This window comes from Acinetobacter sp. NBRC 100985, assembly GCF_000241225.1.
Taxonomy (GTDB): Bacteria; Pseudomonadota; Gammaproteobacteria; order Pseudomonadales; family Moraxellaceae; genus Acinetobacter; species Acinetobacter venetianus.
Genome location: NZ_BAEB01000014.1, coordinates 142,220 through 155,179 on the forward strand (window position 1 = coordinate 142,220; position 12,960 = coordinate 155,179).

Annotated in this window: 10 protein-coding genes and 1 pseudogene; 7 read left to right on the plus strand and 4 right to left on the minus strand. The window is 40.5% G+C overall.

The annotated features are described in order from the left end of the window. Positions 1–45: 45 nt before the first annotated feature. On the minus strand, positions 46–1,899 hold the full coding sequence (locus tag ACT4_RS04730; RefSeq protein ID WP_004876360.1) for a ferrous iron transporter B: 1,854 nt from the start codon (positions 1,897–1,899) through the stop codon (positions 46–48). Further along, positions 1,896–2,156, minus strand: coding sequence for a FeoA family protein (locus ACT4_RS04735; RefSeq protein WP_007480191.1), 261 nt, complete (start codon positions 2,154–2,156; stop codon positions 1,896–1,898). The genes ACT4_RS04730 and ACT4_RS04735 overlap by 4 nt, the downstream gene beginning before the upstream one ends. A gap of 145 nt (positions 2,157–2,301) precedes the next feature. On the opposite strand from ACT4_RS04735, the gene xerD reads away from it, so the two are divergent. From xerD to thrC, 4 genes are all read left to right on the plus strand, one after another. Beyond that, positions 2,302–3,222: a site-specific tyrosine recombinase XerD gene (xerD, locus tag ACT4_RS04740; protein ID WP_007480192.1), complete on the plus strand. Its 921-nt coding sequence runs from the start codon at positions 2,302–2,304 to the stop codon at positions 3,220–3,222. A gap of 133 nt (positions 3,223–3,355) precedes the next feature. Then, a complete protein-coding gene (locus ACT4_RS04745; protein WP_004876357.1) occupies positions 3,356–4,171 on the plus strand; it encodes a DsbC family protein in 816 nt (271 codons plus the stop codon). 128 nt (positions 4,172–4,299) lie between these two features. Then, positions 4,300–5,601, plus strand: a complete 1,302-nt coding sequence (locus tag ACT4_RS04750) for a homoserine dehydrogenase (protein WP_004876356.1) — start codon at positions 4,300–4,302, stop codon at positions 5,599–5,601. 58 nt (positions 5,602–5,659) lie between these two features. Beyond that, on the plus strand, positions 5,660–6,799 hold the full coding sequence (gene thrC, locus ACT4_RS04755; RefSeq protein WP_007480193.1) for a threonine synthase: 1,140 nt from the start codon (positions 5,660–5,662) through the stop codon (positions 6,797–6,799). Between the two features lie 58 nt (positions 6,800–6,857). Here the strand turns inward: thrC and ACT4_RS04760 are convergent. Together ACT4_RS04760 and pbpG are read right to left on the minus strand one after the other, a co-directional pair. After that, a pseudogene (locus ACT4_RS04760) lies at positions 6,858–7,758 on the minus strand (hypothetical protein). A 246-nt stretch (positions 7,759–8,004) separates the two neighbouring features. Then, the gene (gene pbpG, locus ACT4_RS04765) at positions 8,005–9,069 is read right to left on the minus strand and encodes a D-alanyl-D-alanine endopeptidase PBP7/8 (RefSeq protein ID WP_136458766.1); all 1,065 of its coding nucleotides are present in this window, start codon (positions 9,067–9,069) and stop codon (positions 8,005–8,007) included. 210 nt (positions 9,070–9,279) lie between these two features. Here pbpG and ACT4_RS04770 point away from each other — a divergent pair, with 210 nt between their 5' ends. From ACT4_RS04770 to ACT4_RS04780, 3 genes are read left to right on the plus strand one after another with little or no spacing between them, the layout of a single operon-like run. Beyond that, complete coding sequence (locus tag ACT4_RS04770; protein ID WP_004876352.1) at positions 9,280–9,915, plus strand: response regulator; 636 nt, start codon at positions 9,280–9,282, stop codon at positions 9,913–9,915. Between the two features lie 14 nt (positions 9,916–9,929). After that, the gene (locus ACT4_RS04775) at positions 9,930–11,495 is read left to right on the plus strand and encodes a PAS domain-containing sensor histidine kinase (protein ID WP_007480197.1); all 1,566 of its coding nucleotides are present in this window, start codon (positions 9,930–9,932) and stop codon (positions 11,493–11,495) included. A gap of 22 nt (positions 11,496–11,517) precedes the next feature. Continuing rightward, positions 11,518–12,948, plus strand: a complete 1,431-nt coding sequence (locus ACT4_RS04780) for a sigma-54 dependent transcriptional regulator (protein WP_007480198.1) — start codon at positions 11,518–11,520, stop codon at positions 12,946–12,948. The last annotated feature ends 12 nt before the right edge of the window (positions 12,949–12,960 follow it).

The window sequence follows — 12,960 nt, forward strand, 5'->3', positions numbered from 1 at the left end:
CAATGATTCCCTCCCTCTTTTAAAGGGAGGTGTAGTGGGATTTCATTACCCCCAAATGCGTGATGCGATTTGGTAGGTAAAGAAAGACATTAAATAAGCTAAACCAAACAAATAAGCAGTCATCACTGCGACATGCTTCCAAGAACCTGTTTCACGGCGAACAGTTGCCAGTGTTGCTAAGCAGTGTGGCGCATAAACAAACCAAACCAGCAACGATAAGCCTGTAGCTAAAGACCAACCTGAGCCATCAGCACTGATTAAATGTGCTAAGCCTTGAGCAACGGCATCATCATCAGCACCAGATAAGGCATAAACCGTTCCTAATGCAGCAACCACAACTTCACGCGCCGCCATTGCAGGAATCAAGGCAATACAGATCTGCCAATTGAAACCGAGCGGAGCAAAAATTGGTTGCATCACATGCCCTAACATCCCTGCAAAACTATAATCAATCGCTGGCTGTGTCGCACCATCAGGTGCTTGAGGGAAGGTACATAGGAACCAAAGCAAGATTGAAAGTGCAAAGATAATTCCACCGACACGCTTCAAGAAGATCTTACCGCGATCAAGTAAACCAATACCCACACTCTTTAAATCTGGAATACGATAACTTGGCAGCTCAAGCAATAATGCATGCTGTGATTTATCTTTCTGCAAAAATTTCATCACAAATGAAACACACAATGCGCTCACGATGCCTGCCATATACAAACCGAATAACACCAAACCTTGCAGGTTAAAGATTCCCCACACGGTTTGACTTGGGATAAATGCAGCAATTAATAAAGCATAAACAGGTAAGCGTGCCGAACAGGTCATGAGGGGTGCAACCATAATCGTGGTAAAACGATCACGCGGATCACTAATACTACGTGTTGCCATAATTCCCGGTACTGCACAAGCAAAGCTTGAAAGCAAAGGAATAAATGCTCGCCCACTTAAGCCTGCTTTAAACATCAATTTATCGAGCAAGAAAGCTGCGCGTGGTAAATAACCAGATTCTTCCAACACTAAGATAAAGAAGAATAAGATCAAAATCTGTGGCAGGAACACCACCACACCGCCTGCGCCCGCAATAATACCGTCAACCACAAGACTTTGAAGCAATGGTTGGGTAATGTGTTCACCTAAAGTTTCACCTAACCAACCAAAGAAGCCTTCAATACCATCCATGAATGGTGCAGCCCAAGCAAATACCGCTTGGAACACGATAAACATCATCACCGCTAAGCTGAGCAAACCCAGCACAGGATGCAAGAAAATGCGATCTAGGAAATCTGTACGCTTATCTTCCTGATCAACGAAGTTCACCACATCTTTAAAAATCGTTTCAATTTTCTGATGGTGTTCACCCGTTAAACCACTGAGTTCAGTTTGCGGAGCGGTATATTTTTCTTGATCCAAGGCATGCAGTAAGTTTTCGATCCCTGTATTACGCACAGCCACTGTTTCCACAACAGGGACACCAAGGCGCTCAGACAGTTTTTGCGTATTGATCTGGATGCCACGACGACGCGCTTCATCCATCATGTTCAACACCACAAGAATTGGTCGACCCAATTCAATCATTTCAAGCACTAAACCCAAGTGCAACTTTAAGTTTGTCGCATCAACCACACACAAAAATGCGTCTTGTTGCCCTTCCTCAGCAATTTTACCTTGGCAAACATCACGCGTGATCTCTTCATCAGGACTCGTCGCGAGTAAACTATACGTACCCGGCAAATCTAAAACACGTACGCCTTTGCCTGAAGGAAGCTGAAAATGACCGACTTTACGCTCAACGGTCACGCCTGCATAGTTGGCAACTTTTTGGCGTGTTCCAGTAAGATGGTTAAATAGAGAGGTTTTACCGCAGTTTGGATTTCCCACAAGGGCAACACGTAACGCATCACTCATGCAGGTGCTCCTTCAACTTGAATTTCAATTTTTTCAGCTTCAGTTTTACGTAATGCAAAGCGTGTAAAACCAATTTGGATTAGGATCGGATCGCCACCAAAAACGCCTTTGGTAATGACTTGTACTTGTGTACCTGGAACAAAGCCTAAACTTTCTAAACGAATCGCCACTAAATCTGGCTGTTCAGAGTCATCAACCAAGCGATTTACCTTAGTAATCATCGCCGTTTGCTTGACTTTTAATGCTGACAATCGCACCGCTACTAACCCTAAAATCTTTTATCTTAGTATACATACAAATGAGAATAATTACCAAAAACAATATCAATGGCATTTGCTTTTGTCACACATCGACAACAATTCATTTTTCTTTTACAGTGCTCATGAATATAGGGCATCATTTATGTTAAATAAAAAACCTCGAATCCCTTCTGCGGTTTCTATTCCCAATGATCTTAGTTTTTTGCAAGGTTTTCGCGATTATCTCGTGGCTCAGACCGTGAGCCCACATACTCGTAATGCCTATTTATCTGATCTGATTCAATGTAGCGAGTTACACAAAAATCAAACCTTGCCAGAATGGTCAAATGAAGATATTGCTGATGTTTTGATAGCGCTCACTAAAGCTGGAAAAAGCCCTCGTTCTATTGCACGTTGTTTATCTGCCCTTCGCCAATTTTATAAATTTCTAAGAGAACAAGGTATTCGGGATGACAATCCCGTTGCCACTCATCGATCACCTAAAATTGGTCGTGCGCTTCCTAAAGATTTATCTGAGCAAGATGTAGAAGCACTAATCAACGCACCAGATATTAATACTGTGTTGGGTCTACGAGATCGTGCCATGCTAGAGGTTTTATATGCTTGTGGACTACGTGTCTCTGAATTACTTAATCTACGTTTAGAACTGATCAATTTAAAACAAGGTTTTCTTCGTATTACAGGTAAAGGTAATAAAGAGCGCCTTGTTCCTTTAGGTCAATATGCCTGTGATTGGATTGAAAAATATTTAGCAGACTCACGACCACAACTTTATAAAAGTAGTACTGATTATCTGTTTTTGACTCAACATGGTGGGATTATGAGTCGACAAAATTTTTGGTATGCGATTAAGCGTTATGCTTTACAAGCAAATATCCAAGCAGAATTGTCTCCACATACCTTGCGTCATGCATTTGCAACTCATTTACTTAATCATGGTGCTGATTTACGTGTTGTACAAATGCTACTTGGTCACAGCGACTTATCTACCACACAAATTTATACCCATGTTGCTCAACATCGTATGCAAGAATTACACACCAAATACCATCCACGTGGCTAAAATGACCTTTTATCTTAGAAAAAGATAAAACATGATTTCGTTCACAGTCACTATGCAAGATTTAACGAAGTCATTTCATTTTTTTGCTATGCTTAGCCCCTTACACACATGAATACGTACAAAAAGGTTCTTTATGTTGTTTACTCGATCTCAGCTTGTAATTGCTTGCACATTAGCATCGACACTACTCCTAAGTGCCTGCTCTAAAGAAGATGCCGCACAAAAACAAGATGCTCTTACAGCAACGGCACCCGCAACAGGTGAAGCATCAACATTAAGCGAACGCAATGCACAACAACGTTTAGTTTCAACCTTAGAAAAGAATTTTAAAACAGCCAATATCAACGCCAAAATTATTACAATCAAAAAAACTGAGGTTCCAAACCTATTTTGGATCAGCTTAGAAGGTATGGGTTCAGTCTACGCTACTGCTGATGGCAAATATATTATCCAAGGTGATGTCATCCGTTTAGGTGACAAACAACTACATAATGTCAGTGAAGCACTACAAGCTACTGAAAATAAAAAGCACTTAGCTGCACTGAAAAATGAAGATTTAATTGTTTATCCTGCTAAGGATGGCAAAGCAAAACATGTCATTTATGTATTTACCGATTCAAGCTGCCCTTATTGCCATAAACTCCATGAACACTTAGGTGAAATTACCGCAAAAGGGATTGAAGTTCGTTATATCGCTTGGCCACGTGGTGAACAATTCATGCCAACTATGCAAGCAATTTGGTGTAGTGAAGATCGCAAAGCTGCATTCGATCAAGCCGCTCAAGGCTTACCAGTGTTAGCGAATGAATGTAAAAACCCTGTACGTGAACAATATCAGCTTGGTTTAAACATGGGTGTGAATGGTACGCCAGCAATTTACAATGTCGATGGTGAATATTTAGGTGGTTATATGACACCTGATGAAATCGTTCAACGCTTAAACAAATAACCCCTCTCATCTTCTTTCAAAATAACGACTAGGGCGACAGATTAAAGATCATCTTAGCCCTAGTGTCTGCGCACTTTTTTAGCTATGATCAAGCTTCATTAAAACGATTGAATAAAATGGAGTGTGACGTGAAACCAGTTCGTCTGGCGATACTCGGTCTTGGTACTGTAGGTGGTGGAGCCCTTAAATTACTACAAGAAAATGCTGCTGAAATTAAACGCCGTACCGGTCGAGAAATTCAAATTACACACGTAGGCACTCGCCGTCCACGTCCAGATCTACAACTCGATGGAATTAAACAAAGCGCTGATATGATGGACATCGTCCGTCAACCTGATGTTGATGTAGTGGTTGAAGTTATGGGTGGCATTCACCCAGCTTATGAAATCATCATGGAAGCAATTAAGCACGGCAAACAAGTCGTGACTGCCAATAAGGCTTTGCTTGCTGAGCACGGTAACGAACTTTTCAAAGCAGCCGAAGACAATGATGTACAAATCGCCTATGAAGCAGCGGTTGCAGGCGGGATTCCAATTATTAAAGTCATCCGTGAAGGTCTTGCAGCAAACCATATCGAATGGCTTGCAGGTATCATCAACGGCACAGGTAACTTTATCCTGACTGAAATGCGTGAGAAAGGGCGTGCATTTGACGATGTCCTAAAAGAAGCACAAGAACTTGGCTATGCAGAAGCTGATCCAACCTTTGATGTTGAAGGCATTGATGCTGCTCACAAGTTAACGATTTTGGCTTCATGTGCTTTCGGTATTCCTCTTCAATTCGACAAGGTCTACACTGAAGGCATCAGCAAAATTACAGCACAAGATGTGAAGTATGCTGAAGAATTAGGTTTCAGAATCAAGCATCTCGGTATTGCGCGTCGCGCTGAAAAAGGGATTGAACTTCGTGTACACCCCACGCTCATTCCTGATGAACAACTCATTGCAAATGTAAATGGCGTTAAGAATGCGGTCCTTGTTCAAGCCAATGCCGTAGGCCCAACATTGTATTACGGTGCTGGTGCTGGTGCTGGCCCAACAGCATCTGCTGTTGTTGCTGATGTTATTGATATTGTGCGTGATATTTCATATACCGAAGACGGTGCTGGTACAATTCCACAGCTTGCCTTTGAAGCACTGACCAATATGCCAATTCTCAGTCGTGAAGAAATGACGACTGGATACTACATCCGCTTAAATGCTGAAGATCAAACAGGTGTATTAGCTGATGTAACGACGATTCTCAGTCGCGCAGGCATTAGCATTGATGCCATCATGCAACAATCTCGTCTCAAAGATTTGATTCCTATCGTGATCTTAACGGATCCAATTGTGGAATCAAAAATGGATGAAGCATTAGCACAAATTCAAGCATTACCTGCAATTCGTGGCGAAATCGTAAGAATTCGTTTAGAATCGCTCGATAGTTAATCAGGTTGAGGGAAAATGACTTCCCTCACCCCGCTCTACCTCATATTGGAACACCATCATGTCGAATGCCAATCGTTATACTGGTCTTGTAGATCGTTATCGTGACCGTTTACCTGTGTCTGCAACTACACGTGCAATTTCTTTAGGTGAAGGTAATACTCCACTGATTAAACTAGAAAACATTCCACGTCTTATTGGCAAAAACGTTGAAATCTATGTGAAATACGAAGGTCTAAACCCAACAGGTTCATTTAAAGACCGTGGTATGACAATGGCTGTGACAAAAGCAGTTGAGGAAGGTTCTAAGGCGATTATCTGTGCGTCTACAGGTAATACTTCAGCTGCGGCAGCAGCTTATGCTGCTCGTGCAGGTATTAAAGCATTCGTTTTAATTCCAGAAGGCAAAATTGCCATGGGTAAAATGGCACAAGCGATGATGTATGGTGCGATCACGATGCAAATTCGTGGTAACTTCGATGATGGTATGCGTTTAGTCAAAGAAGTTGCTGACCAAGCGCCAGTAACCATCGTTAACTCAATCAACCCTTACCGTTTGCAAGGTCAAAAAACCATTGCTTATGAAATTGTAGAAGCATTGGGTCGTGCACCTGATTACCACTGCTTGCCTGTCGGTAACGCTGGTAACATTACTGCACACTGGATGGGTTATACAGAAGCTGTAGCAAACCAGCCTGCGGATCAGTTTGAACAAGTGATCTATGATGCAACGACAGATCAATTTACAGGCCCAAAACCAGAAGGCTTACCAACAATGGTTGGTTATCAAGCATCTGGCGCTGCGCCTTTCTTACGTGGCGCACCTGTTGAAAACCCAGAAACAGTTGCAACAGCGATTCGTATTGGTAATCCACAAAGCTGGAATCATGCAAAAGCAGTTGTACGTGACTCTAAAGGTTGGTTTGATGAACTTCAAGATAGCGAAATTTTAGAAGCACAACGTTTACTGTCTATGTATGAAGGCGTATTTGTAGAGCCAGCTTCAGCTGCTTCTATCGGTGGTGCTATCCGTGATATCAAAGCAGGTAAAATTGCTGAAGGTTCAGTCATTGTATGTACAGTTACAGGTAATGGCTTAAAAGATCCTGATACTGCTATCAAGCAATGTGCTGATGCTGTAATGTTGTCTATTGATGCGACAATGGATCAAGTGAAAGATTCTATTCTTTCTAATATGTAAGCTATCTTTGATACATCAAAAAAACCTGCTACAGCAGGTTTTTTTTGATCTTTAAGCTTCAGGATTCTTTATTCATTTCATCAAACAGTTCAGCTTGCTGTTCGTCGCTTAAGTCCAATTCTTCGGCCAACTCCTGAATCAATTCTTCAACAAGAGCTTCAGCATCAAAGTCTTCATCCTCTTCTTCGCCCCAGTCATCTTCATGATAGCTATACTGCTTGGCTAGTTCGTTTTCAATCGTTTGTATTTCTTCTAAACTAATTTCTTTTATTTCAAATAAAGGCTGTTTGAGCAAAGGATTAACAGTATATAACCCCTCTTCCTCCCAACCCTGAAGAATGGTTAATGTTTGGCTTTTATTATTATATTTTAATGCCTTACTATTTTTTATTAAGGCTTGTAATAATACAGGTTGTTCCGATAAATCTTCAAGTGAACCCTTAAGCTGGATATCCTCATAATCATAATCTGCAAAAATAGTTCTGACATTAGTTTTTAATTGCTCGGGCTGATCTGCATAAGCTAAACCTGCAAAAAACTCATCATGTTCTTCCACCCATTGTTGTTTTTTGACTGACCAAAGTGCATAAAACTTCGCTTCATATTCAAACTGAACCAGTTGAAATTTCTGCATATCTGCAAGTTGAATAAATTCAAAAGTATCCTCATCACTTAGGCTTTCAGGCAGCGTATCTCGAGAAACTTCCCTCCTGATAAATATGTTCACCACAACGTAAAAAGACAAAATCATCCAATTGTTTTAATAGTGCCTCATCTGCATCAAACAATGATTCAACCTCATAGAGTGCAAAATCACGCGCCCCATTGATTTCTAGTTGCTTATAGGCTACTTCAGCTTGCTCTTTGTCTTGAAAAACTTTGTTAATACGGTTTCCTGATACATAAAAAACTTCATCGTTATAGCCAAAGTATTTTTCACGAATCACATAGGTGCTCATGTTGTTCCCCTAATTTATTTATCACAGACTTGTTTATTTTTTTGATGTAAACTTAGGTACTGAAAGATCAGCGTTGTTGATTCACAACATCATATGAGAAGCCACCACTTCTGCTTGTGCCTTAACACTAACCGATTTTAATTATTAAAACGAATATAATTTATTGATATATGACAAGTTATGTCGTTTTATTTAAGCATAAAAAAACTCTCCGTAACGAAGAGTTTTTGAATCGAATTAAGCGTATTAAATACGTTTTGGCAATGTTGCAACCCAGTTCAATAAATTCGTTGCATCGTTGGTACGTGCTTGAGAACTCGACGCACCAAGTAGCACGACAACAGCTGGACGAGAATTCACAGTTGTATGCATCACTACACAACGTCCCGCTTCATTGATAAAACCTGTTTTTGACAAGTTAATATTCCAACCACCATTACGAACCAAGGCATTCGTGTTATTCGATTTAAGAACGCGATAACCCAAATTAAAATCATAAGTTGGTGTCGTAGAGAACTGACGAATTAAACCATATTGTGAAGCAGTACTTACAAGAATTCCCAAATCACGTGCTGAAGATACATTATGTGGATCCAAACCCGTTGACTCAGCATAACGAGTCGAATTCATACCTAATTGTTTTGCTTTCGCATTCATAGCTGCAACAAATGCAGAACGACCACCTGGATATGTGCGAGCCAAGGCAGCAGCAGCAGGATTTTCAGACTTCATTAAAGCGAACAATAAGAGCTCTGCACGATTCATCGTGTCACCCACTCGTAATGTCGAGCTTGAGTTCTTGCCACCAGCACCTGCAAAGTCGATTGAATCAAGTGTGATCTCTTCAGACATATTCAAACGTGCATCAGCAGTAACCACAGCCGTCATGAGCTTAGTAATCGAAGCGATCGGCACAGACATATTACTATTCTTGCTGAATAGCACCTCACCTGTCTGCGCGTCCATCACCAACGCAGAACGTGCATTAACTGATGGCTGACTAGTCGAACCAAAGGTATCGCGAATCTGTACGCTTTTCTGCGGCGTAGCAGAAGAGGTAATTGTCGCAGAACCGCCATTACGTAAGGTTGTAGTAACCGACGTTGAACCTTGAGGGCTAATTTCTGTTTCATCATCATCCATTAACTGGCTAGCATCACTTGCTGACCAACTAATCGATGCAGACGAAGCGCCCACACTCGAAGCTGCCGAATTGTTGTTAACAACTAAATCAGCAAAGCTTGTTGAACTCCAAGCCAACAAGATAGACATGCTTAGAACATGCATGACAGATTTTTTAGAATTTTTCACGACACAATACTCAACTCAGGACGCTGCACATTTGCGCTTACTATCATTATGCCTTACATTTGAACAAATCGGGTAAAGCATTTATAGACACAATTGTGTACAACTATTCTCTAATGATGAAGAATAGGATTGCTAATTTTGTCGTTTCATTGCAAGCTAATTTTGCTTTATGTAACAAAAAACCAGTTTTTTGGAAAAAAGGAGGTCTTCTTGATCACTGTTCTTGTTGTTGATGATCATGAACTCGTACGCACAGGCATTTGCCGTATGCTAGAAGACCATCCAGATGTTGATGTTGTCGGACAAGCAGAGTCTGGAGAAGAAGCAATTGCGTTAGTACGTCAACTTCATCCACAAGTCGTACTGCTTGATGTAAATATGCCTGGGATTGGGGGGGTAGAAACGACGCGCCGCTTGTTACAAACTGCACCCGAAACTAAGGTCATTGCCGTTAGTGGCTTAGCAGAAGAACCTTATCCTTCATTATTATTGAAAGCAGGTGCCAAAGGCTATATCACCAAAGGTGCGCCTATCGCAGAAATGGTTCGTGCAATTAATAAAGTGATGCAGGGTGGGAAATATTTTAGTGCAGATATTGCAGAGCAACTTGCTAGCTCATATCTCTCTGATACCCAACAATCGCCTTTTGATGCACTTTCAGAACGCGAAATGCAAGTGGCCATGATGGTGGTTAACTGTATTAGTGCCCAAGAGATCGCTGATAAATTATTTGTAAGTGTAAAAACCGTAAATACCTATCGTTATCGTATTTTTGAAAAATTGGCAATTGATAGCGATGTCAAATTGACCCATCTTGCGATTCGATATGGACTGATTAAACCTTAATAAAGTGATCGCCTATGTTGGGAAAAATCGCTTCTTCTGTATCACAAACAGTCTATCGGCTGGGAATTTGGTATAGCGGCTATAGACTGATTATTTCAGTCAGTCTTTTGCTTATTTATATGCTCACGGCTGAGCAACTAGCCACCAACTATGACTATCCTTTTTTATATTTTTACACGCTCGTTTGCTATATCGCGCTGAATATTTTCCAGCTTTTTTTGCTCCAAGTTCTTCCAATACAAACGTCTAAACAACTGATTTTTATCTTCCTTGTAGATGTGATTTGCTTAAGCTTAATTACGTTCTCATCAGGTGGTCCTAATCTCCAACTTAGCCTGTTGTATGTCATTATTATTTTCTCCTCCGCTATTTTATTAAATGCCCAACTTTCCCTAATTATCACGCTATTCGCAGTGATTATGGTGGTTTATCAACGCTTCCTTGGTAACTTTTTTGATTACAACAACTTAAATCATTTAGGCAATAGCATTTTCCTTGCCTTTCTGTTCTTTGTCGTTCATTCAATTGGGCGAATTGCAGTTCAACGTTTTAAGATTTTAGAAACCCTAACCTTTCATCAATCCATTGAGATTCATCAACTACAAAATATCAATCGTTATATTCTCGAGCAGATTGAAGATGGTTATTTGGTCTTAGACGAAAGCAACCATATTGTGTTGACCAACCCTGCTGCCAATACGCTATTAGGCATTAATGTCCCTGTTTCTCAAGAAAAAACGCCATTAATTAAATGGCAACCTGATTTATTTGAGCTGATCAAATTCAGTGAGTTAGAAGATGGGGAAGAATTTACCTTTGAATCACAGCAAAGCCCATATACCGTCAATGTTCGCGTGAAGCATCTGGTTGTTCCAGAACAGCCTCTTTTTTTATTGATTTTGAAAGATGCGCAGAAACTCAATCAACAAGTACAACAATTAAAACTTGCTGCGTTAGGACAGCTTTCAGCCAGTATTGCCCACGAAATTCGAAACCCTTTAGCTGCAATTGTCCAAGCGAATGATTTATTTAAAGACAGTGATGCTCATCAACAAGAAATGCTTTCTAAAATGATCCGCAAGCAAGCGAAACGAATCGACAGCATTATTCAAGATACTTTGGGTATGGCTCGCAATAAGCCTACTGAACCACAAATTATTCATCTCGAAGAATTCTTTACCAGCCTATTAAGTGAAGATTTGGCTGATGCAAAAGATCAAATTCAATTAAATCTGCTTGAACCAGTAAATATCTTATTTGACGAAAAACAACTTCGTCAGGTGATGATCAACCTGATTCGGAATGCTCTAAGACACAATGCAGAGAATGCAGAGTTCATTCAAATTAATGTCGACTTAAATAATGGGCGTACTCGCATAGATGTTGTCGATTTTGGGACAGGAGTCGCAAAACGAGATATTTCTCAACTGTTCAAGCCATTTTTTAGTACCGAAATTAAAGGAACTGGTTTAGGATTATATCTGTCTCATACTTTTTGTGAGGCAAATCATGCAAAGCTCACTTATGTAGAGCAACAACAAGGAGCATGTTTCAGGATTGAATGCTCAAAAATTCATTGATTAGATTAGGTTTTTCGGGGAAATGGCAACTAAACAACCACTCGTTCTACTCGTAGACGATGAAGAAGACTTATGTCTTTTAATGCAAATGACGCTATCTAGAATGGGGATCAAAACTCATTTAGCATATCGTGTAGAGCAAGCAAAAAAATTCTTTACTGAGTTTCAATACGATGCTTGTTTGACTGATTTAAACCTCCCAGACGGTAATGGTCTCGATTTAGTTAAACACGTCACACAAAATTATCCGAATACGCCGATTGCAGTCCTTACGGCTTATGGCAATATGGATACGGCGATTGCAGCACTGAAAGCAGGTGCTTTTGACTTTGTCAGTAAACCGGTCAATCAAACCCATTTAGATCAGCTCATTCAAAAAGCTTTAAATCGACCGCAACCTGAGCAAGAAGCTGCTGAAACAGCCTTAGAAAATAAGCTCTTGATTGGACGTTCTGCTCCTATTCAACAATTGCGTATTGCATTAAAGAAAATCGCCCGTTCACAAGCGCCTGTTTTCATTACAGGTGAATCGGGAACAGGGAAAGAAGTCGTTGCAAACCTTGTGCATCGTTTAAGCAACCGCAGTGAAGGTCCTTTTATCGCAATTAACTGTGGTGCTATTCCAACAGAGCTCATGGAAAGTGAGTTATTTGGGCATAAAAAAGGTAGCTTTACTGGTGCAACCCAAGATAAACAAGGGTTAATTTTATCAGCACATGGCGGTAGTTTATTTCTAGATGAAATTGCTGAACTGCCATTAAGTATGCAAGTAAAACTCTTGCGTGCCGTGCAGGAGAAAAAAATTCGCCCTGTTGGTTCTGATCAAGAGATTGATGTTGATTTCCGCGTGATTAGTGCCAGCCATCAAGACTTAGAATTACTTGTGCAGCAAGGGCGTTTTAGACAGGACTTATTCTTCCGTATCCATGTCATGGATATTGTTCTGCCTCCGTTACGTGAACGCGGTCAAGATATCTTGTTATTGGCAAATCACTTCATTCAAAAAATTAGTCAAGAGTGGGAGCTTCCTGCAAAATCAATTTCTTCGAGAGCAGAACAGTTTTTACTACAACAGTATTTCCCAGGAAATGTACGTGAATTACGTAACATCATCGAACGCGCCATTACCTTAAGTGATGATGAAACGATTGATCTTGCTCATTTACAAACTGCACCACTACGTAGTCCAATTCTTGCTCCTGCCGCATCACTTTCCGCGCCAGAAGAAGTTGAATATGTACAACAGAGTCCAAGCCCAACCATGAGTTCTAAAAAGCTTCCTCCAGAAGGGTTGGAACGCTATTTAGAAAATATTGAAAAAGAAGTTTTACTCAATGCATTGAATTTAACGCATTGGAATCGAACTTTAGCGGCGAAGAAACTTGGAATGACATTTAGATCATTACGTTACCGCTTGAAAAAATTTGGTTTAGATACTGAAGACGACGAATAATCATTAAAAAAA

Coding starts and splice junctions, on each gene's coding strand:
- ACT4_RS04730 (WP_004876360.1), bottom strand. CDS start 1,899: ATGAGTGATGCGTTACGTGTTGCCCTTGTGGGAAATCCAAACTGCGGT.
- thrC (WP_007480193.1), top strand. CDS start 5,660: ATGTCGAATGCCAATCGTTATACTGGTCTTGTAGATCGTTATCGTGAC.
- ACT4_RS04780 (WP_007480198.1), top strand. CDS start 11,518: ATGGCAACTAAACAACCACTCGTTCTACTCGTAGACGATGAAGAAGAC.
- ACT4_RS04775 (WP_007480197.1), top strand. CDS start 9,930: ATGTTGGGAAAAATCGCTTCTTCTGTATCACAAACAGTCTATCGGCTG.
- xerD (WP_007480192.1), top strand. CDS start 2,302: ATGTTAAATAAAAAACCTCGAATCCCTTCTGCGGTTTCTATTCCCAAT.
- ACT4_RS04745 (WP_004876357.1), top strand. CDS start 3,356: ATGTTGTTTACTCGATCTCAGCTTGTAATTGCTTGCACATTAGCATCG.